Annotated in this window: 18 protein-coding genes and 2 tRNA genes; 15 read left to right on the top strand and 5 right to left on the bottom strand. The window is 72.5% G+C overall.

Translation table 11 applies throughout. The annotated features are described in order from the left end of the window. Positions 1-11: 11 nt before the first annotated feature. Positions 12-2,048, bottom strand: a complete 2,037-nt coding sequence (locus ACGF0D_RS10225) for an FUSC family protein (protein WP_392914611.1) — start codon at positions 2,046-2,048, stop codon at positions 12-14. A gap of 388 nt (positions 2,049-2,436) precedes the next feature. Between ACGF0D_RS10225 and ACGF0D_RS10220 the strand changes: the two genes are divergently transcribed. From ACGF0D_RS10220 to ACGF0D_RS10195, 6 genes are all read left to right on the top strand, one after another. Further along, complete coding sequence (locus ACGF0D_RS10220; RefSeq protein WP_392914610.1) at positions 2,437-2,919, top strand: hypothetical protein; 483 nt, start codon at positions 2,437-2,439, stop codon at positions 2,917-2,919. Between the two features lie 44 nt (positions 2,920-2,963). Beyond that, the gene (locus tag ACGF0D_RS10215; protein WP_392914609.1) at positions 2,964-4,643 is read left to right on the top strand and encodes a WXG100 family type VII secretion target; all 1,680 of its coding nucleotides are present in this window, start codon (positions 2,964-2,966) and stop codon (positions 4,641-4,643) included. A 98-nt stretch (positions 4,644-4,741) separates the two neighbouring features. Beyond that, positions 4,742-6,139 carry a S8 family serine peptidase gene (locus tag ACGF0D_RS10210; protein ID WP_392914608.1) on the top strand — a complete coding sequence of 466 codons (1,398 nt, stop codon included), beginning with the start codon at positions 4,742-4,744 and terminating at the stop codon, positions 6,137-6,139. A gap of 112 nt (positions 6,140-6,251) precedes the next feature. Continuing rightward, positions 6,252-7,637 carry a S8 family serine peptidase gene (locus ACGF0D_RS10205; RefSeq protein WP_392914607.1) on the top strand — a complete coding sequence of 462 codons (1,386 nt, stop codon included), beginning with the start codon at positions 6,252-6,254 and terminating at the stop codon, positions 7,635-7,637. Positions 7,638-7,749: 112 nt separating this feature from the next. Beyond that, complete coding sequence (mycP, locus tag ACGF0D_RS10200) at positions 7,750-9,132, top strand: type VII secretion-associated serine protease mycosin (RefSeq protein ID WP_392914606.1); 1,383 nt, start codon at positions 7,750-7,752, stop codon at positions 9,130-9,132. A 151-nt stretch (positions 9,133-9,283) separates the two neighbouring features. Further along, entirely contained in the window at positions 9,284-10,678 is a 1,395-nt protein-coding gene (locus tag ACGF0D_RS10195; protein WP_392914605.1) for an MFS transporter, read from the top strand. 12 nt (positions 10,679-10,690) lie between these two features. On the opposite strand, the gene ACGF0D_RS10190 is transcribed toward ACGF0D_RS10195, so the two are convergent. Further along, positions 10,691-11,287, bottom strand: coding sequence for a flavodoxin family protein (locus ACGF0D_RS10190; RefSeq protein WP_392873983.1), 597 nt, complete (start codon positions 11,285-11,287; stop codon positions 10,691-10,693). Between the two features lie 163 nt (positions 11,288-11,450). Between ACGF0D_RS10190 and ACGF0D_RS10185 the strand changes: the two genes are divergently transcribed. The 5 genes from ACGF0D_RS10185 (at position 11,451) to ACGF0D_RS10165 (ending at position 15,469) form a co-directional block, all read left to right on the top strand. Next, positions 11,451-11,894 carry a winged helix-turn-helix transcriptional regulator gene (locus ACGF0D_RS10185; RefSeq protein WP_392914604.1) on the top strand — a complete coding sequence of 148 codons (444 nt, stop codon included), beginning with the start codon at positions 11,451-11,453 and terminating at the stop codon, positions 11,892-11,894. A gap of 138 nt (positions 11,895-12,032) precedes the next feature. Beyond that, a tRNA-Thr gene (locus tag ACGF0D_RS10180) sits at positions 12,033-12,108 on the top strand. 170 nt (positions 12,109-12,278) lie between these two features. Continuing rightward, positions 12,279-12,947, top strand: coding sequence for a LuxR C-terminal-related transcriptional regulator (locus ACGF0D_RS10175; protein ID WP_392914603.1), 669 nt, complete (start codon positions 12,279-12,281; stop codon positions 12,945-12,947). A 186-nt stretch (positions 12,948-13,133) separates the two neighbouring features. After that, entirely contained in the window at positions 13,134-14,096 is a 963-nt protein-coding gene (galE, locus tag ACGF0D_RS10170; RefSeq protein ID WP_392914602.1) for a UDP-glucose 4-epimerase GalE, read from the top strand. Positions 14,097-14,440: 344 nt separating this feature from the next. Then, positions 14,441-15,469, top strand: a complete 1,029-nt coding sequence (locus ACGF0D_RS10165; RefSeq protein ID WP_392914601.1) for a LuxR C-terminal-related transcriptional regulator — start codon at positions 14,441-14,443, stop codon at positions 15,467-15,469. An 81-nt stretch (positions 15,470-15,550) separates the two neighbouring features. On the opposite strand, the gene ACGF0D_RS10160 is transcribed toward ACGF0D_RS10165, so the two are convergent. After that, on the bottom strand, positions 15,551-16,048 hold the full coding sequence (locus ACGF0D_RS10160; protein WP_392873969.1) for a MarR family winged helix-turn-helix transcriptional regulator: 498 nt from the start codon (positions 16,046-16,048) through the stop codon (positions 15,551-15,553). A gap of 110 nt (positions 16,049-16,158) precedes the next feature. Between ACGF0D_RS10160 and ACGF0D_RS10155 the strand changes: the two genes are divergently transcribed. After that, positions 16,159-16,956 (top strand): methyltransferase domain-containing protein, encoded by a 798-nt coding sequence (locus tag ACGF0D_RS10155; protein ID WP_392914600.1) that lies wholly within the window; start codon positions 16,159-16,161, stop codon positions 16,954-16,956. A 101-nt stretch (positions 16,957-17,057) separates the two neighbouring features. On the opposite strand, the gene ACGF0D_RS10150 is transcribed toward ACGF0D_RS10155, so the two are convergent. Both ACGF0D_RS10150 and ACGF0D_RS10145 read right to left on the bottom strand, forming a co-directional pair. After that, positions 17,058-17,660 (bottom strand): TetR/AcrR family transcriptional regulator, encoded by a 603-nt coding sequence (locus ACGF0D_RS10150; RefSeq protein WP_224285115.1) that lies wholly within the window; start codon positions 17,658-17,660, stop codon positions 17,058-17,060. Between the two features lie 188 nt (positions 17,661-17,848). Then, positions 17,849-18,898 (bottom strand): acyl-CoA desaturase, encoded by a 1,050-nt coding sequence (locus tag ACGF0D_RS10145; protein ID WP_392914599.1) that lies wholly within the window; start codon positions 18,896-18,898, stop codon positions 17,849-17,851. 248 nt (positions 18,899-19,146) lie between these two features. On the opposite strand from ACGF0D_RS10145, the gene ACGF0D_RS10140 reads away from it, so the two are divergent. The 3 genes from ACGF0D_RS10140 to ACGF0D_RS10130 all read left to right on the top strand — a co-directional run bounded on the left by ACGF0D_RS10140 (position 19,147) and on the right by ACGF0D_RS10130 (position 21,996). Further along, a tRNA-Gln gene (locus ACGF0D_RS10140) sits at positions 19,147-19,217 on the top strand. A gap of 143 nt (positions 19,218-19,360) precedes the next feature. After that, positions 19,361-20,815, top strand: coding sequence for a bifunctional UDP-N-acetylglucosamine diphosphorylase/glucosamine-1-phosphate N-acetyltransferase GlmU (glmU, locus tag ACGF0D_RS10135; protein ID WP_392914598.1), 1,455 nt, complete (start codon positions 19,361-19,363; stop codon positions 20,813-20,815). A 203-nt stretch (positions 20,816-21,018) separates the two neighbouring features. Continuing rightward, positions 21,019-21,996, top strand: a complete 978-nt coding sequence (locus ACGF0D_RS10130) for a ribose-phosphate diphosphokinase (RefSeq protein WP_392914597.1) — start codon at positions 21,019-21,021, stop codon at positions 21,994-21,996. Positions 21,997-22,141 lie beyond the last annotated feature (145 nt).

Genomic DNA, 22,141 nt, shown 5'->3' with positions numbered 1-22,141 from the left:
TCTGATCCGGGTCACCCGGCGGGCGGCCGGTTGCCCAGGAGCGTCTCCAGCTCCTGGGCCGCACGGCCCAGTGCGCTGCGCGTCGGGTCGTGCGGGGCGGCCGGACGGTCCGTCGGGGCCGCCGGGGCCGGTGGGGCCGGCGGTGGCTGGTGCGCCCGCGCGGCGGCGGTCAGTTCGTCCAGTGCGGTCCGCACCCGGTCGACCTCGGACGGGTCCGGGACCCGGCCGCCGTACCGGATCTGCGCGGCGAAGGCCGCCACCGCGCCGCCCAGCCGCTCCAGCGCCGCCGTCGCCGGCAGCCACCGCTCGGCCAGCCGGCCGGTGGGCGGCGGCTCGGCCAGGCCCTGCCGCACCTCCTGGCGGGCGTCCGCCAGTGACCGGTAGGCCGTGCGGCGCAGCCACACCTGGGCGTTGCCGTCGTGGGTGCTGCCGTTCCGGAGAGTGGTGTCGAGGACGGCCGCGTCGAGGACGACGGCGTCGAGGTAGGCCCGCAGCGCCGTCGTGGCGTCGAGCAGCCGGGGCTCGATCCGGTGGCGCGGCCGCTCCGGCCACAGCAGGTAGCCGAAGAGCAGGACGATCGCGCTCGCCAGCACGGTGTCCAGGACCCGGGGCCAGAACTCGGCGGCGCTGCTCTGCCCGCCGAGCTGGAGCAGGATCAGCGCCATCGGCGTCATCACCACGGTGTTCAGCCCGTAGTGCGCCGCCGTGGCGTACGGGAGCAGGGCCACGCAGCCGGCCGCCATCGCCGTCAACGCCCACTCGTCGGTGGTGACCATCAGCAGCGCCGCGGTCACGGCCACCCCGAGCACCGTGCCCACCGAGCGGCTCACCGCGCGCAGGAACACCGAGCCGAGGTCCGGCTTGAGCACGAAGGCGATCGTTATCGGCACCCAGTAGCTCTTGCTGAGCGGGAAGTTGGCGGTGACCGCCGAGCCGACCGCGATGCACAGCGCGACCCGCAGGCCGTACCGGACCGAGCCCCGGGACAGCAGTCGCGCCCGCAGCCGCCAGGGGTCCGGCGGCGGCGCGGGGGCGGTGCCGATCCGGGTGTCACGGCCGGCCACCGTGTCGGCGGCGGCACGCAGAGCCACGTCCAGGGCCTGCCGGGAGGGGGTGTCGGGCCGCCAGTCGGGCACGGCGACCTCGCCACCGCCCTGCCGCACCGCGGCGGCCAGCCGGGCCGGCACCTCGGCCACCTCCGGCGGGACGGGGCGGCGCGCCCACAGCAGACCGGTCGCGGCCTCGGTGGCGGCGAGGGCGGCCTCGTACATCCGGCGGCGGCGCTCCTGGCGGTCCCGGTGGTCCCGGCCGCTCCGGCGGCCGGTGTTGCTCGTATGGCTCGTGCGGTTCGTACGGCTGGTGCGGTTCGTGTGACTCGTGCCGAGCAGGTCCTGGAGCTGGTTCAGGCGGGCCGTCAGCACCTGGCGCGAGGACGCCGCCCGCGGGCCGCCCAGGTCGACGAGGGTACGGCCGAGCGCCTCGAACGCGGCGGCCAGCGCCCGGTTGCACGGATCCGCGGCAGGCCGGTTCGGCGCCCCCGCGGGCAGCAGCCCGAGCAGCACCACGAACGCGGCCCCGACCAGCATCATCGGCGGCGCCGCCCACCACGGCCGCGGCAGCGGCATCCCACTGCCCAGCGCGGCCGACACCAGCAGCAGCATCCCGGCCGCCGAACCGCGCGGACCCGTCGCGCTCAACGCGCCGGAGGCGAAGGCGGTCAGCGTCAGCGCGACCCCCAGGCCCACGCCGTCCGCGCCGGTGTGCTGGAGGGCGGTGCCGATCAGCATGCCGAGCGCGGAGGCGAGCACCGCCGTCCCGATCCGGGCGGCCCGCAACCTGCCCGGCTCGACCCGGTCGTTCATCGTCGCGTGCATCGCCCCGAGCCCGGCGAACACCCCCAGATCCAGCCGGTGCACCACCAGCCCCACCGCCAACGGCAGCGCCATTCCCGCCGCCGCCCGCACCATCAGCGCCACCGGCAGCGGCGGCCGCGCGGGCCGCGCGGCACGGGCCCACCAGGGGGAAGGGGAGGCGTCGGAGGAACTCACGCGGTCACGTCCGTTCTGCGGCCTTGGGTCGCTGCTGTGCGACATTGCGCGGCAGATGGGGCGTACCGGGTCAGTTTACCCAGGGCTGTCGCGGCGCCTCGTACGTGTCAAGTTCGTACCGATCGCGTACGGGCGGGGCAAGGGCCCTGCCGGTCCGACAGGGGCGGTGGCTACGATGACGGAGGAGTAGCCCGTCCACAGGGCGGTCGGTGCGCCGACCAGGGCGGTGCGAACCAGAAGTTGACGGTGTGTTGCGGCACGCGGCCGCCCGGGACGCCCGGGTGCGGCCGGCCGTACGGGGGAGAGGTGAACTGCTGTGGCAGGAGCTAACGGGGACGGGTCGGGGACGCCTGCACCGGCGAACCCTTCGGGGGACGCGACGCCGTTCATGCTGGACCAGAAGATCACGTTGCCTTGGGTCGGTGGGATCAACCTCGCGCCCATCGTCAGCACGGTGCAGACCAACGTCAGCGCCGGCGACCTGGTGGCGGCCTTCGGCAAGCAGGACGTCAAGGTCGAGCTCGACACGCTCACGACGTTCGCGGGGAAGGTCGAGGCCCTGCTCGCCGCGATGGACGGCTCGCCCGCGGCGCCGTACAAGCTTCAGGAACAGAAGCTGACGGGCAAGAGCTTCGCGAGCGCGGAGTTCGCCGAGGCGACGGCCCTGACCAGCGCCTACGAGAAGGTGCACGCCCAGCTGGTCCAGCTGCACAAGGACTTCGTGTCGCAGATCGAGGCGATGAAGAACGCGGTCATGAAGTCGGCGAGCGCCTACTCGACCAACGAAGACCACACGACGGCAGCCCAGAACGCGGTCGCGAAGGGTGCGGATCTGTCGACAGCTGGACCGGGAAACTCCGGGTCTCTCTGATGGCAGTCGGCGCAGACGGTTCACGGGGAAACGGGGAGTAGGCAGTGTCAGACGGAACGAACTTCGAAGCGATCGACCACTCTGGGCTCAAGGGCATGGTCACCGGCGCCGAGCCGTCGTCGGTGCTGGACCGTGGCAACAAGCTCCAGGACGCCGGACGCGTTCTGAAGGAGCTCAGCCAGGCGCTCAAGTCGCACATCGGCAACATCACTTGGGAAGGGCCGGCCGCCGAGAGCTTCAAGACCTGGGCAGGCAACCTCCAGCAGTCGGCCGAGCTGTTGGGCAACTACTCGGCGGGCGCGGGCGGGGCCATGCACCAGGCCGGCGAGGCACTCAGTCTGGCCAAGTCCGCCGTGCCGGACGTCCCGACCTGTGACATCGCCACTGTGAACACCCGAAAGCGCCAGGGCGCGCCCGACGCTGCGGCCCAGGCGTCGGCCAACTTCACGCTGGAGGGGCCGACCCCCGCGAATCTCGACTCGATCATGAAGAAGCGCAATCCCAGCACGTGGGTCACCGCGGCCGAGGCTGATGCCGCGTCGCAGCGTGTCTACAAGGCGCACCAGGAAGCCATCCACCAGATGGAGAAGCTGGGTCAGGCGTACGCCGCCGCGACGACGACGCTGAACGGGCTCGGCGCCGACCTGGCTCTGCCGGGGACGCCGTCGGGCACGAACCGAGGCGATCAGTCGGACTTCTCGACGGGTGGCGGCCCTGGTGTAGGTCGCGGCGGCGCCGTCCGCAACCCGCGTACGGGTGGCGGCAGTGTCGGCGGAGGGTCCAACCCGGGCGGCGGCGAAACCTACGGCGGCGGAAAGGTCCTGCCCCGGGACCCGGGCTCCGGAGGCCCCGGCCCGTCGAACCCGGGCAACACCCCGCCCCCGCCGCACGGTGGCGGCGGCCAGGTGCTGCCCGCGCCGCAGGACCCGGGGACCTCGATCCCGCCGTACCACCCGTCGGACCCGGTGAACCGCCCGGGCACCGACCTCAACAGCCTGCCCCCCTCGCCGACCCTGCCCACCCAGACCGGCCCGTACGGCACCGGCGGCGGCCACCTGCCCACGGACGGACCGACCACCCTTCCCGGCTACCCGAACGGGCCGGGTGGTTCGAACAACGGGCCCGGTGTCCCCGGCGGCGGCCCGGGCCCGGGCTTCCCCACCGGAACGGGTGGCGGTTCCGTCCCGGCCAAGGGTGGCGGCAGCGGCTTCGTCCCCAACAAGGGCGGTGGCCAGATCCCGGCGCGTACGACCCAGTTCGGCGGCGGCCCGGGGCAGGCGAAGGGCGGCAACCCGGGGCTGCCCAGCGGAACGGTCTTCGGCGCCCGTGAGGCGGGGGCCGGCGGTGGCCGGGTCGGTGGGGCGACCGGCATGGGCGGCGGCATGCACCCCGGTATGGGCGGAGCCCACGGTGGCGCCGTCGGCGCCGGCGGCGGCTCGCGCGCCCGGGGCCTGTCCTCGACCACCGGCGGCACGGTCGGCGGCCGCAAGGGGCCGACGACCGGCGGGGAGTTCACTCCGGGTGGTACCGGCCTGCGCAACCGCGCGGCGGGCGCTGCCGAAGGCGGTGCCCCGTCGAGGCAGAACGGCATGATGGCGCCCGGAATGGCGGGCCACGGAGGCCGGAACGAGCGCGACCGCCGCAAGCGGGCCGACTACCTGCACGAGGACGAGGAAACCTGGACGAGCGGTACGCCGCACAGCAACCCGGACGTGGTTGAGTAGGACGGCAACGACTGCCCGGCCACTGGGCCTTCCCAGTGGCCGGGCAGGCTTGTTCGGGGCACTGGTCTTGCTGCTGGGGACATCGACGAGGAGCTGTGATGGGGCGGACGAACGCACGGGCGCGCTGGCGGATGCTTGCCTCAGCACTCGTCGCGGCTGGAGTGGTGGTTGGCCCGGTCGCCGGGCCTGCGGCTGCGGACGGATCGATTCGAGAGAATCAGTGGCACCTGGATTCCATGCACGCCCAGGAGATGTGGAAGATCTCCAAGGGGGAGAACATGACCGTCGCCGTGGTCGACGGCGGGTTCAAGCTGGACCATCCGGATCTGGTGGGGCAGCTTCTCCCCGGCAAGGATTTCAGTGAGAGCCCTGGTGGTGTGGGCTCGTACAGTGACGGTCACGGTACGGCCATGGCCAGCCTCATCGCAGGATCCGGCAAGGCCAGTGGTGGCACGGGGGCGTATGGCCTTGCTCCTGCCGCCAAGGTTCTTCCACTGAAGATCAACAATGGGTCCGTGGGAACCGTGGTTTCGTCGGACTTTCTGGGGCAGATCGGTCAGGCTGTCACCTATGCGGTCGAGCAGGGCGCCAAAGTCATCAACATCTCGCAGGGAATCTCTGCTGTCACCGCATCCCCCACTGATGTGGACAAGTTGAGCAAGACGCTGGCCTGGGCGCGGGCGAAGGGCGTGCTGGTTTTCTCCAGCGTGGGGAACTCCTACCAGTCGGGAAATCTCCTCGAGTATCCGAGCGGCCTGCCGAATGTGGTGGGGGTGGGTGCGATCGATCGCAACGCCACCGTGACCTCGGAGTCGCAGCAGGGGTCGCAGGTCATTCTCTCTGCGCCAGGTGCGGACATCGTCGAGGCGTGTACTGGCAGCACCGGATACTGCAAGGGCCATGGCACATCGGACTCCTCGGCTCTTGCTTCGGCCTCGGCCGCATTGATCTGGTCCGTGCACAAGGACTGGACTGCGAATCAGGTCCTACGGGTCCTCATCAATTCGGCGGGGAAGCCGAATGACGGGTCCAGCCGTAACAACATCATTGGTTATGGCGTTGTCCGGCCGCGCATCGCATTGACTGAGCCGGGGGATCCGGGCCCGGCGGATGTTTCGCCGGTTCCGAGTGATGCGGTTACGCCGTCGGCGGCCCCGTCGCCTACGGCGAGTGCGTCCGCTCCCGCGTCGTCGGCACCGAGCCCGGCCGACACGCCGACCGATGTCGCTGTCGGGGCGCCGTCGGTGCAGCCGAAGGCGGATGAGCCGTCGGGTTCGAGCAGCACGGTGCCGATCGTGGCGGGTGTGGTTGCCGGCCTGGTGGTGGTGGCCGGGGTGGTGTTCGCGGTGGTGCGGCGCAGGCGGAAGTCGGCCGGGCCGCCTGAGGTGGTCCAGGTGCCGCCGGTGCTGCCGCAGCAGTCGATGGGGGCGGTGCCGCCGCCTCCGCCGTCGTACCGGCCGCCGGTGCCGCCGGAGGAGAACCCGTACGCGAGGTGATCTATCGTCAGCGGACGGCAACGACTGCCCGGCCACTGGGCCTTCCCGGTGGCCGGGCAGGTTTGTTCGGGGCGCGCTTCCCGGTCGGCGGAGAGATTGACGAGGAGTTGTGATGGGGCGGACGAACGCGCGAGCGCATTGGCGGGTTGCTGCTGCGGCACTTCTGGCGGCGGGGATCGTGGTCGGCCCGGTCGCAGCACCCGCGGTTGCCGAGGACACGATCCGGCAGCAGCAGTGGCATCTGGAGGCCATGCACGCCCCGGAGATGTGGAAGGTCACCAAGGGACAGGGTGTCACGGTCGCGGTGATCGACAGCGGGTTCAAGTTCGATCATCCGGACCTGGAGGGGCAGTTCCTGCCCGGCCAGGACTTCAGTGGAAGTTCGGGCGGTGTGGGTTCGTTCGCGGACGGCCACGGCACGGCGATCTCCAGCTTCATCGCCGGGACGGGCAAGGGGAACGGGGGCACCGGCGCACAGGGGCTGGCGCCAGGCGTCAAGGTGCTTCCGTTGAAGATCAACACCGGCAAGGTCGGGTCGGTCGTCTCGACCGATTTCCTTGGTCAGATCGGACAGGCCGTCGACTATGCCGTCGCTCAGGGTGCGAAGGCCATCAATATTTCGCAAGGGATCGACGCAGTAACGGCCTTCCCGGCGGATGTGGCAAAACTCAACGGGATCATCGCGGCGGCCAGGGAAAAGGGGGCCCTGGTGTTCGCTGCGGTTGGGAACGAAGCCGAGAAGGGGAATCCCCTCGAATATCCCGGCGCGCTTCCCGGGGTGGTCGGCGTCGGGGCTTCGGATCGAAACGGCACTGTCACGGCGGAGTCCGAGCGAGGCCCGCAGGTGGCATTCGTCGCGCCTGGCATGGATATGATCGCGGCTTGCACCGCGTCCACGGGCTACTGCAAGAGTCATGGCACGTCGGATGCGACCGCCGTGGTGTCGGCCTCCGCGGCATTGGTGTGGGCGGCGCATCCGAACTGGACGGGCAACCAGGTTCTGCGGGTGCTCATCAATACCGCGGGAAAGCCCAATGACGGGTCCGGCCGCAATGACATCGTCGGTTACGGCGCGGTGCGCCCGCGTGTTGCCCTGACGGACCCGGGGGACCCCGGCCCTGCGAACGTGTCGCCGCTTCCGGTCGGCTCCGCTGCGCCGACGGTGGCCCCGTCGCCTACGGCGAGTGCGTCCACTCCCGCGTCGTCGGTGCCGAGCCCGGCTGACACGCCGACCGATGTTGCTGTCGGTGCGCCGAAGGCGGAGGAGTCCTCGGGTTCGAGCAGCACGCTGCCGGTCGTGGCCGGTGTGGTCGCCGGGCTGTTGGTGGTGGCGGGGGTGGTGTTCGTGGTGGTGCGGCGTCGGCGGAGGCCGGCCGGGCCGCCTGAGGTGGTCCAGGTGCCGCCGGTGCTGCCGCAGCAGCCGATGGGGGCGGTGCCGCCGCCTCCGCCGTCGTACCAGCCGCCGGTGCCGCCGGAGGAGAACCCGTACGCGAGGTGATCTATCGTCAGCGGACGGCAACGACTGCCCGGCCACTGGGACTTCCCGGTGGCCGGGCAGGCTTGTTCGGGGCGCGCTTCCCGGTCGGCGGAGAGATTGACGAGGAGTTGTGATGGGGCGGACGAACGCGCGAGCGCGTTGGCGGGTTGCTGCTGCGGCACTTCTGGCGGCGGGGATCGTGGTCGGCCCGGTCGCAGCACCCGCGGTTGCGGACGGCTCGATTCGTGCCGATCAGTGGCACCTGGATGCCATGCACGCCCCGGAGATGTGGAAGGTCACCAAAGGGGAGAACGTCACCGTTGCCGTGATCGACAGCGGCTTCAAGCTGGACCACCCGGATCTGGCCGGGCAGTTCCTGCCCGGTAAGGACTTCAGTGGAAGCCCGGGCGGGGTAGGTGCCTATGCGGAGAGCCATGGCACGCAGATGGCCGGCCTCATTGCCGGAACCGGTCAATCGAATGGTGGCAAGGGAGCCTACGGCCTCGCCCCCGGCGCCAGGATTCTTCCGTTGAAGATTGCCAACGGATCCGAGCATGCGGTGGTTTCGGCTGATTTTCTGGACCAGATCGGCCAGGCGGTGACGTATGCGGTCGAGCAGGGTGCCAAGGTCATCAACATCTCGCAGGGAACGGCTGCTGTCACGACCTCCCCGGCCGATGTGGAGAAGCTGAACAAGATCTTGGCGTGGGCTCGGACCAAGGGATCGCTCGTGGTCTCCAGCGTCGGAAACTCCGGCGATCAGGGGAATGTTGTCGAATATCCGGGAGCCCTGCCCAACGTGGTCGGTGTAGGGGCTTCGGACCGGAACGGCACGGTCACTGCCGAGTCCGAGCGCGGGCCGCAGGTCGTCTTCGTCGCCCCTGGTATGGACATGATCGCGGCCTGCTCAAGCGCGACCGGTTATTGCAAGGGCCATGGCACGTCGGATGCGGCCGCCGTGGTTTCCGCGTCGGCGGCCCTGGTGTGGTCGTTGCACCCGGGCTGGACGGCGAATCAGGTCCTGCGGGTCCTCATCAATACGGCGGGGAAGCCGAATGACGGCTCCAGCCGTAACGACATCGTTGGCTACGGTGCAGTGCGACCGCGTATCGCGGTGACGGATCCGGGGGACCCGGGCCCCGCGAACGTGTCGCCGCTGCCGACTGACGCGGCTACGCCGTCGGCGGCTCCGGTGCCGTCGGCCAGTGCGTCCGCTCCCGCATCGGCGGTCCCGGTCCCGGCTGACACGCCGACCGATGTTGCTGTCGGTGCGCAGAAGGCGGAGGAGTCCTTGGGTTCGAGCGGCACGCTGCCGATCGCGGCCGGTGTGGTCGCCGGCCTGGTGGTGGCCGGGGTGGTGTTCGCGGTGGTGCGGCGCAGGCGGAAGCTGGTCGGGCAGCCCGAGCCGGTCCAGATGCCGCCGGTGCCGCCGCAGCAGCCGATGGGGGCGGTGCCGCCGCCTCCGCCGTCGTACCGGCCGCCGGTGCCGCCGGACGACAACCCGTACGCGAGGTAGCCGCGTTCGGGGTCGGACACATGCGCGAGGGCGTCGGGTTCATCCTGGCGCCCTCGCGCGCGTTCGTGGGGCGTGAGGGGTGGGGGTGTGCGCCGGGGTCACTCGGGTGGAGGCTGGTGGGGGTGGGGTGGGGGTGGCGAGGGTTGGCGGTATGGATGCGGAGGGTGCTTGGCGGGTCGGGCAGGTGCGGCGGGCGGCGGCTGCGGCGCTGATCGGGACGGCGATCGAGTTCTACGACTTCTTCATTTACGGGACGGCGGCCGCGTTGGTGTTCGGGCCGGTGTTCTTTCCCGGACTGGGCGCGGTGGGGGCGCTGTTGGCGGCGTTCTCGGTGTACGCGGTGGCGTTCCTGGCCCGGCCGGTGGGGGCGGTGGTGTTCGGGCACTTCGGGGACCGGGTGGGGCGGAGGGCGACGCTGGTGGTGTCGCTGCTGTTGATGGGGCTGGCGACGGCCGGGGTGGGGTTGCTGCCGGGGTTCGGGGTGTGGGGGTGGTGGGCGCCGGCGGTGCTGGTGGTGCTGCGGGTGTGTCAGGGCGTCGGGTTGGGCGGGGAGTGGGGCGGGGCGGCGCTGCTGATCGCGGAGAACGCCCCGGCCGGGCGGCGGGGGCGGTACGGGGGGTTCCTGCAGCTGGGGCCGACGATCGGGTTCGTGCTGGCGAACGGGGTGTTCCTGGCGCTGCAACTCGGCCTGGACGAGGGGGCGTTCCGTGCGTGGGGTTGGCGGGTGCCGTTCCTGGCCTCGTTCGTCATGGTCGCGGTGGGGTTGTTCGTCCGACTGCGGGTCGAGGAGTCGCCGCTGTTCCGGACGGCGGGCCGTCGGGAGCGGCTGCCGGTGCTGGAGGTGCTGCGGGGGCACTGGCGTCCGGTGTTGGCGGGCGGCGGGGCGATCACCGTGGGGTACGCGCTGTTCTACCTGACCACGACGTACGCGCTGGCGTACGCGACCGGCGGGCTCGGGGTGGCGAGCACGCTGGTGCTGTCGATGCTGCTGGTCGGCGCGGTGGGCATGGCGGCGACGGTGTGGCTGAGCGCCTCGCGCAGTGACCGGTGGGGGCGGCGGCGGACGCTGTTCTGGGCGACGTGCCTGGCCGCGGTCTGGGCGCTGGTGCTGTTCCCGCTGCTGGAGACGGTGAGCCGGCCGTTGATGTTCGTCGCGTTGGCGGGGTCGATGGTGGTGCTGGGCGGCATGTTCGGGCCGTTGGCGGCGTTCCTGCCGGAGCTGTTCCCGACCCGGGTGCGCTACACGGGCGCGGCGCTGACGTACAACCTGGGCGGGGTGGTCGGCGGGGCGACGACGCCGCTGGTGGCCACCCGGCTGACCGGGGCGTACGGGACGGCGCAGCCGGTGGGCTGGTACCTGGCGGTGTTGGGGGTGCTGGCGCTGGGGTGTCTGTGGATGCTGCCGGAGAACACCGGCGCGGAGCTCGGCTCGCTGGGCGGCTCGGTGGGCGGGGCGGCGGACGGTGCGACGGAGGGGCCGGTCGACGGTCCGGTGGACGGCGGACGCCGCCGGGCGCCCCGGTGGGGGACGGACCCGGCGGCGTAGCGGCGCGGGGGCTCAGCCGGCCAGGGCGGCGCGGCCGGCCAGCACGACGGCGGTGTGCCGGGCGACGCGCTCGCCCAGGTGCTCGGCGGTGGCGATGTCGGCCTTGTGGACGCCTTCCGGGCCGGCGTCGACCGGGGACGAGGCGGCGGCGCCGTTGAAGAAGCCGAGCCGGTTGAGGTCGTTCTCGGAGTCGGCGGTGGAGTTCCAGCCGGGCTTGAGGCCGAGGTTGACCCAGTTCATGCCGTGCTGGGCGGCGAGGGTCTGGAAGAAGCCGAGGGTGCCGGCCTTGTCGCCGCTCTTGGAGCCGGAGTTGGTGAAGCCGGCCGCGAGCTTGTCCTTCCAGGCGTCGGTGAACCAGCGCTTGCTGGTGGCCTCGGCGAAGGTGTGGAAGGCGCCGGAGGCGGTGCCCATGTAGGTGGGGGAGCCGAAGACGATCGCGTCGGCGCCGTCCAGCTGGGCCCACTGCTCCTCGGTGATGGTGTCGACGGCGATCGTGACGACCTGGGCACCCGCGGCGGCGGCGCCACGGGCGACGGCCTCGGCGATCACGGCGGTGTGGCCGTAGCCGGAGTGGTAGGCGAGGGCGACGGTCGGACGGACGGCGGTCATGCGGCACTCCAGGGAAGAAGAGGGGATGGGCGCGGGCGGGCGTGGGGACGGGAAGGGGCGCGGCGCGGTGGCAGCGACCCCGACCCGTTCGGTCTCCAATGTAGACCAAGTCTCTATTGGTTACCAAGGGTGGAATGGAGACCGGCCGGGCTACCCTGGACGCATGACGACGGAGCGAGCGGCGCGGACCCGGAGCGGACGGCCCGCGGAAGCGGACGGGCATGGCGCGCAGGGTGGGCAGGAGTACGACCGGTTCGCGCGGCTCTGTCCCAGTCGCGAGGTGTTCGCCGAGCTGGCCGACAAGTGGTCGATGCTGATCCTGACGAGCCTGCACCTCTCCGGTCCGCAGCGCTTCTCCGAGCTCCAGCGCGGGATCGGCGGAGTCAGCCGCAAGATGCTCACCCAGTCCCTGCGCAACCTGGAGCGCAACGGGCTGGTGCTCCGTACGGTCTTCCCGGAGACGCCGCCGCGGGTGGTCTACGACCTGCTGCCGCTCGGCCGTGAGCTGGCCGAGCTGCTGGAGCCGGTCGGCCGGTGGACGGAGCGTCGCGCCGGGCGGATGCTGGCGGCCCGCGAGGAGTTCGACGCGGCGCACGGCGAGGGCTGAGTCCGGCGCACGAAGAGGGCCGAGTCGCCCCCGGCTGCCCGGTCAGGGCGGAGCGGAGGCCGATTTCCCTTCCGGGCCCGGAGCCGTGTAATGTCTTCCTTGTTCGAGCGGCCGGGAGAAACACCGGCAAGCGAGCAAGCCCCTATAGCTCAGTCGGTAGAGCGTCTCCATGGTAAGGAGAAGGTCTGCGGTTCGATTCCGCATGGGGGCTCCACTGAAAGACCCTCGCCTCACGGCGGGGGTCTTTCGCGTTTCCCGGCCGGTTCCGCACCGTCGACACGCCACGGCCTAGCGGGTCGGGTACGGAATGCGCTGTGATGGTGCGTCATCGGCCGCCCGCCCGAGGGGTGCGGGCGCGAGCCGGACCCCGACCTGGAGGGCGTCATGGGTGTTCGACTCGTGGTGGTGGACGACCACCGGCTGCTGGCCGAGGCGCTGGCCACCGCACTTCAACTGCGCGGTCACCGGGTGCTCGCGGTCGGCTCCCCGGCGGGCGTCGCCGCCGATCTGGTGGTCGGCCGGCGGCCGGAGGTGTGCCTGCTGGGGGTGGCCGCGCCGGGGGAGCCGGGCGCCTTCGACGGGCTGCGCCGGATTCGTCGCGAACGCCCCGAGGTGGCCGTGATCGTGCTCGGTCCGGTGGGCGAACTGCGCGGGGTGGCGGCGGCGTTCGCGGCCGGAGCGGCCGGGTACGTGCCCAGTGACGAGCGGATCGAGGTGGTCGAGCGGGCCATCGGGCGGGCGCGCGCGGGTGAGGCCGCGGTCGCGGTGGACATCCTGCGCGGGGCCTTCGACCAGCTGCTGCGCCCGGCGGCGGAGCCGGACGACGAGGCCGTGCGGCTGCTGCGGCTGCTGACCCGCCGTGAGGTGCAGGTGCTGGCCCGGATCGCGGACGGCGAGGACACCGCGGCGATCGCCGCCGGGATGCGGATCGCCGCCAGCACCGCCCGGACCCACGTCCAGCGGGTGCTGATGAAGCTCGGCGCGCGGACCCGGCTGGAGGCGGCCGCGGTCGCGGCGCGCACCGGTCTGCTGGAGCGGATGGCCGGCGGCTGACGGCTCGGTGAACCGGTGGCCGACGACTCGGTGAACCGGTGGTTGACGGCTCGGTGAGAAGGCTGGAATCAGTCGTCCGTGTGGTGCGGAGCACCCCGGGGGGATTGGGAGAATGACCCCAGTCGTACGCATTCCGTCGATGGCTTCCGCCCGACGGGCGGACCGTCGTTCGCTGGAGGTCGCAACATGAGTAAGTACCTGGTCACGGGTGGCGCCGGCTACGTCGGCAGTGTGGTCGCCGCCCACCTGCTGGAGGCGGGGCACCAGGTGACCGTCCTGGACGACCTCTCCACCGGTTTCCGCGAGGGCGTCCCGGACGGTGCCGAGTTCGTCGAGGGCCGGATCCAGGAGGCCGGCAAGGTGCTGGACGGCTCCTTCGACGGCGTGCTGCACTTCGCCGCCTCCTCGCAGGTCGGTGAGTCGGTCGCGGACCCGGAGAAGTACTGGCGCAACAACGTGGCCGGCTCGCTGGAGCTGATCAGCTCGATGCGCGCGGCGGGCGTGCGCAAGCTGGTGTTCTCGTCCACCGCCGCCACCTACGGCGAGCCGGAGGTCGTGCCGATCGCCGAGACCGCCCGCACCGCGCCGACCAACACCTACGGCGCCACCAAGCTCGCCGTGGACCACCTGATCACCAGTGAGGCCGTCGCGCACGGTCTGGCCGCCGTCTCGCTGCGCTACTTCAACGTGGCCGGTGCGTACGGTGCGTACGGTGAGCGGCACGACCCCGAGTCGCACCTGATCCCGCTGGTCTTCCAGGCCGCGCTGGGGCAGCGCCCGCACATCGCGGTGTACGGCGACGACTACCCGACCCCGGACGGCACCTGCATCCGCGACTACATCCACGTCGCCGACCTGGCCGAGGCGCACCTGCTGGCGCTGGACACGGCCGAGCCGGGCGAGCACCTGATCTGCAACCTGGGCAACGGCAGCGGCTTCTCGGTGCGCGAGGTGATCGAGTCGGTGAAGCGCGTCACCGGCCGGGAGATCCCGGTGCGGGTCGAGGGCCGGCGGGCCGGCGACCCGGCGGTGCTGGTGGCCTCGGCCGCCCGCGCCCACGAGACGCTCGGCTGGACCCCGCGCCGCCCGAACCTGGACGAGATCGTCGCCGACGCCTGGAAGTTCACCCTGGCGAAGAACGGCCACTGAGCAACAGAAGAACGGCCGCTGGGCGACAAGCGCCGGGGAGGGGCCGGTCGGGGGGATCCCGGCCCGACCACCGGTGGGGCGCGGCGCCAGGAAACGTCCGGGCGCGGCGCCCCGCGGGGGCGGTCGGATGCTCCAAGTCCGGCTGCCCGCGCACCTTCTGACGAAACTTCACCGAATCGCCACGAGCGCGTTTCCCGCCCCGTACGCTGAGTGCGGTACCGGTGGGGGCCGGCGCCCATTCGGTCTCACCGGCCACCGGTGGGCGGGCGGAACGGCGGGTCCGGAACGCGGATGCCGGGCCGGTCCCGCCCCGGGCTCGGGCGGTCTGAGCAGGGGGAGGGACGATGGCGCGGATTCGCGTCCTGGTGGTCGACGACCACCGGATCTTCGCCGAGGCACTGGCCGCGGCGCTGGCCGCCGAGCCGGACGTGGAGGTGGGGGCGGCCGGCAGTGCCGCCGCCGCCGAGCGGGCCTTGGAGCGTGCGGCCGGCGAGGGCCGCGCCTACGACGTGGCACTGATCGACGCCGACCTCGGAGTCGAGGCGAGTGGCACGGGCGGTACGGCCGGAGTGCCCGGTACGGCCGGGTTACCCGGTGGGCCCGGGACGGTCGGGCAGTCCGGCGGACCGGGGGCACCCGGAGCCGGCGGAGCACTCGCCCGTCGGCGGCCGGGCGCGGAGCACGGCGACGAGGCCCGGCGCGGCCGCGCCGCCCCTCCCGTACCGCAGCCGCGCCGGCCGGCCGTACCGCCGGGGGCGCCCGTCGCGCTGTCGGGCGGGCAGCTGCCCGGCGCCCGTCCGGTGGTGGACCCGCTGCGGGGCGACCAGCTGAGACCCGCGGCCCCGACGCCCGACGGCATCACCCTGCTGGCCCGACTCCGCCGTGCCCACCCCGGGCTGCGCGCCGTCGTGCTGGCCGCCGCCGACGACCCGCACCGTGCCGCCCGCGCCCTGCACGCGGGCGCCACCGGCTGGGTGGCCAAGGAGAGTTCGCTGGCCCGGCTGCTCGCGGTGGTCCGGGGTGTGCTGCGGGACGAGACGCACCTGCCGCCCGCGCTGCTCACCGGGGTGATCCGCGAACTCACCACCGCCCGGCGGGACCGCACCGAGAGCGAGCGGCTGGTGGACACCCTGACCCCGCGGGAGAAGCAGATCCTGCGCTGCATGGTCGCGGGCCTCGGCCGGCAGGCCGTGGCGGAGCGGCTCTACCTGTCGCCGCACACCGTCCGGACGCACATGCAGAACGTGCTGGGCAAGCTCGGGGTGCACTCCACGCTGGCGGCCGTCGCGGTCGCCCGCCGGGCCGGGGTCAGTCCCGCCGAGCCGGCCGCGCTCCCGCCGCCCTCGGTGGTCGGCAGCGTCGACCGGCCCTGAGCCGTGTCGAACCGGCCCTGAGCCGTGTCGAACCGGCCCTGAGCCGGGAACCGCGGTGGCAGGGGAGCCCGGGAGCCGCCGTCAGCCCGGGATGTTGTCGAACGGGGCGACCAGCACCCGCAGCAGCGCGGCGAGTTCGGTCTGCTGGCCGGAGCTGAGCTGGGCGAGCAGTTCGCGTTCGTGTGCGAGCAGCCCGGCGAGCGCCTGGTCGGCGCGGTCGCGGCCGTCGTCGGTCAGCCGGACCAGCACGCCGCGCCGGTCGTCCGGGTCGGGCAGGCGCTTGACCAGGCCCTTGCCGGTGAGCCGGTCGATCCGGTTGGTCATGGTGCCCGAGGTGACCAGGGTCTGGGTGAGCAGCTGGCCGGGGGAGAGCTGGTACGGGGAGCCGGCCCGCCGCAGGGCGGTCAGGACGTCGAACTCCCAGGGCTCCAGGCCGTGCTCGGCGAAGGCGGCGCGGCGGGCGCGGTCCAGGTGCCGGGCGAGCCGGCTGACCCGGCTGAGCACCTCCAGCGGCTCCACGTCGAGGTCGGGGCGCTCCCGGCGCCACGCTGCGACCAGCCTGTCGACCTCGTCCTCCATGACGATCAGTGTATCGGTGGATGTGTCGATGTGAAGTCTCTTGACATCGAGAAATGTGCAGGCGAGGCTACCCGAGATATCTTGATATCGAGATACCTGCGAGGTGAACCATGACCGACCCCGTCTGGGACCCGGAGCAGTACCTGCGCTTCGCCGACGAACGCACCCGCCCACTGCGCGACCTGCTCGCCCGCGTCCCCGCCCTCCCGCACCCCGGTGCCGAGGCGATCCTGGACATCGGCTGCGGCCCGGGCAACTCCACCGCCGTCCTGCGCGAGCGCTGGCCGCACGCCCGCCTCACCGGCGTCGACAACTCCGCCCCGATGCTGGCCGCCGCCCGCACCGACGGCGAGCCCGGCGCCGAGTACCTGCTCGCCGACGCCCGCGACTACGACCCGGCCCCGGCCCGGCCGGACCTGATCGTCTCCAACGCCACCCTCCAGTGGGTGGACGGGCACCTGGCGCTGCTGCCGCGCTGGGCGGACGCCCTCGAACCCGGCGGGGTGCTCGCCTTCCAGGTGCCCGGCAACTTCGACGCCCCCAGTCACACCCTGCTCGCCGACCTGCGCCGCAGCGCCCGCTGGCGGGACGCGCTCGGCGGGGAGGCCGTCCGGGTCGGCGTCCACCGGCCCGAGCGCTATCTCGACGCCCTGGTCGCCGCCGGCTGCCTCCCGGACGTCTGGGAGACCACCTACCTGACCCTGCTGCCGGGGGCGGACCCGGTCCTGGAGTGGGTCAAGGGCACCGCGCTGCGCCCGGTCCTCACCCGGCTCACCGACCCGGCCGACCGCGCCGCCTTCCTCGCCGAGTACGGGCGGCTGCTGCGCGAGGCCTACCCGGCCGGGGCGCACGGGACGGTGTTCCCGTTCCGGCGGATCTTCGCGGTGGGGACCAGGCAGCCGGACTGAGTCGGACGGGCCGAGCGGGTCGAGCCGGACGTCGGCCCGGTTGAGCCGGACGGGCCGGGCCGGTTGGGCCGAACGGGGTGGCCCGTGACGGCCCCGGCCGGTCAGCCCTTGCGCTCGCCGACCAGCTTCGGGTGCCGCTCCAGGCCCTCCAGCCCGTGCCAGGCGAGGTTCACCAGGTGCGCCGCCACCGTCGCCTTGTCCGGCTTGCGGACCTCCAGCCACCACTGCCCGGTCAGCGCGACCATCCCGACCAGCATCTGCGAGTACATCGGGGCCAGTCGGGCGTCGAAGCCGCGGGACTTGAACTCCAGGCCCAGGATGTCCTCGACCTGGGTGGCGATGTCGCTGATCAGCGAGGCGAAGGTGCCGGTCGACTGGGCCACCGGGGAGTCCCGGACCAGGATCCGGAAGCCGTCCGTCGAGGTGTCGATGTAGTCCATCAGCGCGAAGGCGGCCTGCTCCAGCAGTTCGCGCGAGTGCCCGCCGGTCAGGGCCCCGGTCACCATGTCCAGCAGCAGCTGCATCTCGCGGTCGACGACCACCGCGTAGAGCCCCTCCTTGCCGCCGAAGTGCTCGTACACCACGGGCTTCGACACCCCGGCGCGCTCGGCGATCTCCTCCACCGAGGTGCCGTCGTAGCCGCGCTCCGCGAAGACCGTCCGGCCGATCTCCAGCAGCTGCTCGCGCCGCTGCTTGCCGGTCATCCGGACCCGGCCGCCCCGGCGGCGCGGGGCCGGGGCGGAGCCGCCCTCGCCGGGGCCGGCCGCCGGCGCAGCGGGCCGCGGACGGGCCGGCGCCGAGGCGGGCGCCGCGTCCGTCCGCGTGCTGTGGTGACCGCCTGTGCTGTCTGCGCTGCTCCCGTTCACCCCTACATCATGCTGGAAGCGACGCCTCATGCGGCGCGGCGGGCGGCGATCCGCTGCGCGTCCGGCCAGCGGACGTCCCGGACCCAGCCGGCCAGCTCGAACCAGCGGATCAGCCGGGCCGAGGAGTCGATCTGCCCGCGCAGCACCCCGTGCCGGGCCGCGGTCGGGTCGGCGTGGTGCAGGTTGTGCCAGGACTCGCCGCAGGAGAGCAGGGCGAGCCACCAGACGTTGCCGGAGCGGTCCCGGGAGCGGAACGGGCGCCGGCCGACGGCGTGGCAGATCGAGTTGATCGACCAGGTGACGTGGTGCAGCAGTGCCACCCGGACCAGCGAACCCCAGAAGAAGGCGGACAGCGCCCCCTCCCAGGACAGGCTCACCAGGCCGCCGACCAGCGCGGGCAGCAGCAGCGAGATGGTGGTCCAGAGCCAGAACAGCCGGGAGATCCGCCTTATGGCCGGGTCGCGCACCAGGTCGGGGGCGTACTTGAGCTGCGAGGTCTGCTCCTCGTCGAACATCCAGCCCATGTGGGCCCACCACAGGCCCTTCATCAGCGCCGGGACGCTCTCCCCGTAGCGCCACGGCGAGTGGGGGTCGCCGTCCTTGTCGCTGAACCGGTGGTGCTTGCGGTGGTCGGCCACCCAGCGCACCAGCGGGCCCTCGACGGCGAGGCTCCCGGCGATCGCCAGCGCCAGGCGCATCGGGCGGCGGGCCTTGAACGCGCCGTGGGTGAAGTAGCGGTGGTAGCCGATGGTGATGCCGTGGCAGGTGAGGTAGTACATGCCGACGGTGATCGCGAGGTCCGTCCAGCCCAGCCCCCAGCCCCAGGCCACCGGGACGGCGGCCACCAGGGCGGCGAACGGCACCAGGATGAACAGGGAGAGCGCGATCCGCTCGGCCAGGCCCTGCTTCTCCCCGCCGCGGGTGGCGGACAGCCGGGTGGCCGCGGCGTCGGGGCCGGCGGTCCCGGCGGTCGCGACGATGTCGGCGGACTCGATGACGTCGGCCGGGTCGGAGTCGGGCGACGGAGTGCGGGACGCGGCGTTCCCCGCGCGCGCCTCGCCTGCCTGAATGGTCATGGGCGTCCCTTTGCGGCGTCCCGGAACGGGAGAGAAGCGGAGCTACGTTGGCGTAACCTACGGCATCGTAGGTTGCGCTCCGTGTCCAGGGGAACACTCCGCCGCGCGGCACTTGAGTGAATTCACCCGACTGGATGGATGAACCGCGGGTCCGGCGGGTTCGGCCGCCGGACGCCGAATCGGGGCCGTGGATCGGTGCAGTTCGATACCCACGGCAGGGCCCTCTCGGGTAGGGTCTGACACGACTGTCCGCCGTGGTGTAATGGCAGCACAGGGCCCTTTGGAGGCCTTTGTCTGGGTTCGAATCCTAGCGGCGGAGCCTCTGCGCGCCTCGGGTTCGGGCGTTTTCCCCCGCGCCGGTATTGTCGGTGCTGCTCGGCGGACTGTGCGAATGGCGACCGGCCTGGGTCCGGGCCGGGCCTGCTCTGCCCTCTCTGTGAACCTACCGAGGAGCCTCCCCGCATGGGTGCCAATTCGCTTGCCGCCGTTGTCGTGCTCGCCGCCGGTGGCGGGACCCGGATGAAGTCGAACAAGCTGCCCAAGGTGCTGCACGAGGTGTGCGGGCGCTCGCTGGTGGGTCACGCGGTCTCGGCGGCCCGGGAGCTGACCCCGGGCCAGCTGGTCGTGGTGGTCGGGCACCAGCGCGAGCAGGTCGTGGCGCACCTGACGGAGCACTACCCGGCCACCCGCACCGCGGTGCAGGAGGAGCAGAACGGCACCGGGCACGCGGTGCGCACGGCGCTGGAGTCGCTGTCCGCCGACGGCGTGGCGCTGGACGGCACGGTGATCATCACCGCCGGCGACTCGCCGCTGCTGACCGGGGAGACCCTGCGCCGGCTGGCCGACGCGCACGCCGCCCAGCAGAACGGCGTCACCGTGCTGACCGCCGTCGTCCCGGAGCCCTTCGGCTACGGCCGCATCCTGCGGGACGAGGACGGCACCGTCGCCGCGATCGTCGAGGAGCGGGACGCCAGCGCCGTCCAGCGCGCGATCACCGAGATCAACTCCGGTGTCTTCGCCTTCGACGCCAAGCTGCTCACCACGGCGCTGGGCGAGCTCACCACGGACAACTCGCAGGGCGAGGAGTACCTGACCGACACCCTGGAGATCCTGCGCAAGGCGGGCCACCGGGTCGGCGCCGTGGTGGCCGAGGACCACCGGGACATCCTGGGCATCAACGACCGGGTCCAGCTGGCGCACGCCCGCCGGCTGCTGAACGACCGCCTGCTGGAGCGGGCGATGCGCGAGGGCGTCACCGTGGTGGACCCGGCGACCACCTGGTTCGACGTGCAGGTCACGTACGAGCCGGACGCCGTGGTGCTGCCGAACACCCAGCTCCAGGGCGCCACGCACCTGGGCGAGGGCTGCGAGGTGGGCCCGAACTCCACCCTCAGGGACACCCTGGTCGGCGCCGGCGCCCGGGTGAGCAACACCACGGCCGACCGCGCCGAGGTGGGCGAGCTGGCCACCGCCGGTCCGTACGCCTACCTGCGTCCGGGTGCCAAGCTGGCCCGCAAGGCGAAGGTCGGCACCTACGTCGAGGTGAAGAACTCCGAGCTGGGCGAGGGTGCCAAGGTGCCGCACCTGTCCTACATCGGCGACGCCACGATCGGCGAGGGCACCAACGTCGGCGCGGCCTCGGTCACCGTGAACTACGACGGCGTGAACAAGCACCGCACGGTCATCGGCGCGCACTGCCGGACCGGTTCGGACAACATGTTCATCGCCCCGGTCACCATCGGTGACGGCGCCTACACCGCGGCCGGCTCCGTGATCACCGGAGACGTCCCGGCCGGGGCGCTCGGTGTGAGCCGGGCCACCCAGCGCAACATCGACGGCTGGGTCGAGCGCAAGCGCCCCGGGACGGCATCCGCGCAGGCCGCGCAGGCGGCGGCGGACGGTGCCGAGCAGGCCTGAGCGGGCGGCGCCCCGGGGCACCCGGTAGTCCCGGGGCGGACGGTTTCTGCGCGGGCGCGTAACCTTGGGGACATACGTGCGCCACTGGGCTTACCGCCCGTGTCCAGGCGTACCGACATTTCCCCTACCCGTGCCGCGAGCGGGCCCCGCCTGCCCGCTGCCGGGTCGAGGGTTCAGCGTCCGCAACGCGAGGAGACGGTGCAGTGAGCGGGATCACGACGTCGGGTGAGAAGAAGCTGAAGCTCTTCTCCGGCCGTGCCCACCCGGAGCTGGCGAAGGAGGTGGCCGCGGCGCTCGGGACCGAACTGGTCCCCACCAAGGCCCTGGACTTCGCCAACGGCGAGATCTACGTCCGCTTCCTGGACTCCGCGCGTGGCGCGGACTGCTTCGTGATGCAGAGCCACACGGCTCCCATCAACCAGTGGATCATGGAGCAGCTGATCATGATCGATGCTCTGAAGCGGGCCTCCGCCAAGAGCATCACGGCGATCCTGCCGTTCTACGGCTACGCCCGCCAGGACAAGAAGCACCTCGGCCGCGAGCCCATCTCGGCCCGTCTGATCGCCGACCTGCTGCGCCAGGCCGGTGCCGACCGCCTGATGGCCGTGGACCTGCACACCGCGCAGATCCAGGGCTTCTTCGACGGCCCGGTGGACCACCTGTTCGCGCTGCCGCTGCTGGCCGACTACATCGGCGAGAAGGTCGACCGCTCCAAGCTGACCGTCGTCTCGCCGGACGCCGGCCGCGTGAAGGTCGCCGACCAGTGGTGCGACCGGCTGGACGCCCCGCTGGCGATCATCCACAAGCGCCGCGACATCACCCAGGCCAACACCATCCTGTCGGCCGACGTCGTCGGTGACGTCAAGGACCGGGTCTGCGTGCTCGTCGACGACATGATCGACACCGCCGGCACCATCTGCGCCGCGGCCGACGCGCTGTTCGACAACGGTGCCGCGGACGTCGTGGTGGCGGCCACCCACGGTGTGCTCTCCGGCCCGGCCGCGGACCGGCTGAAGAACTCGCGGGTGAGCGAGTTCGTGTTCACCAACACGCTGCCCACCCCGGCCTCGCTCCAGCTGGACAAGATCACCACGCTGTCCATCGCCCCGTCGATCGCCGCCGCGATCCGCGAGGTCTTCGAGGAGGGCTCGGTGACCAGCCTCTTCGAGGGCGTGCACTGACGAAGTCCCGTGCGGGGGGGGGCCCGCGGGGGGGGGCCGGGGGCCCCCCCCCATTTAAAGGGAGGCGCCCGGGGGGGTGTGGAAGGGGAAAATGAGCGGCCGGGGGGGGCGGGTGCCGCCCCCCCCGGGGGCCCGCCGGGAGAGA

Origin of the sequence: Kitasatospora sp. NPDC048298, assembly GCF_043201465.1 — a bacterium.
Classification (GTDB): Bacteria; Actinomycetota; Actinomycetes; order Streptomycetales; family Streptomycetaceae; genus Kitasatospora.
This window is presented reverse-complemented; position numbering and strand designations above follow the sequence as displayed.

What these genes read in the sequence shown, in the direction of transcription:
- ACGF0D_RS10220 (WP_392914610.1), top strand. Translation starts at nt 2,437, where the DNA reads ATGCTGGACCAGAAGATCACGTTGCCTTGGGTCGGTGGGATCAACCTC.
- ACGF0D_RS10210 (WP_392914608.1), top strand. Translation starts at nt 4,742, where the DNA reads ATGGGGCGGACGAACGCACGGGCGCGCTGGCGGATGCTTGCCTCAGCA.
- ACGF0D_RS10205 (WP_392914607.1), top strand. Translation starts at nt 6,252, where the DNA reads ATGGGGCGGACGAACGCGCGAGCGCATTGGCGGGTTGCTGCTGCGGCA.
- mycP (WP_392914606.1), top strand. Translation starts at nt 7,750, where the DNA reads ATGGGGCGGACGAACGCGCGAGCGCGTTGGCGGGTTGCTGCTGCGGCA.
- ACGF0D_RS10195 (WP_392914605.1), top strand. Translation starts at nt 9,284, where the DNA reads ATGGATGCGGAGGGTGCTTGGCGGGTCGGGCAGGTGCGGCGGGCGGCG.
- ACGF0D_RS10190 (WP_392873983.1), bottom strand. Translation starts at nt 11,287, where the DNA reads ATGACCGCCGTCCGTCCGACCGTCGCCCTCGCCTACCACTCCGGCTAC.
- ACGF0D_RS10185 (WP_392914604.1), top strand. Translation starts at nt 11,451, where the DNA reads ATGACGACGGAGCGAGCGGCGCGGACCCGGAGCGGACGGCCCGCGGAA.
- ACGF0D_RS10175 (WP_392914603.1), top strand. Translation starts at nt 12,279, where the DNA reads ATGGGTGTTCGACTCGTGGTGGTGGACGACCACCGGCTGCTGGCCGAG.
- galE (WP_392914602.1), top strand. Translation starts at nt 13,134, where the DNA reads ATGAGTAAGTACCTGGTCACGGGTGGCGCCGGCTACGTCGGCAGTGTG.
- ACGF0D_RS10165 (WP_392914601.1), top strand. Translation starts at nt 14,441, where the DNA reads ATGGCGCGGATTCGCGTCCTGGTGGTCGACGACCACCGGATCTTCGCC.
- ACGF0D_RS10160 (WP_392873969.1), bottom strand. Translation starts at nt 16,048, where the DNA reads ATGGAGGACGAGGTCGACAGGCTGGTCGCAGCGTGGCGCCGGGAGCGC.
- ACGF0D_RS10155 (WP_392914600.1), top strand. Translation starts at nt 16,159, where the DNA reads ATGACCGACCCCGTCTGGGACCCGGAGCAGTACCTGCGCTTCGCCGAC.
- ACGF0D_RS10150 (WP_224285115.1), bottom strand. Translation starts at nt 17,660, where the DNA reads ATGACCGGCAAGCAGCGGCGCGAGCAGCTGCTGGAGATCGGCCGGACG.
- ACGF0D_RS10145 (WP_392914599.1), bottom strand. Translation starts at nt 18,898, where the DNA reads ATGACCATTCAGGCAGGCGAGGCGCGCGCGGGGAACGCCGCGTCCCGC.
- glmU (WP_392914598.1), top strand. Translation starts at nt 19,361, where the DNA reads ATGGGTGCCAATTCGCTTGCCGCCGTTGTCGTGCTCGCCGCCGGTGGC.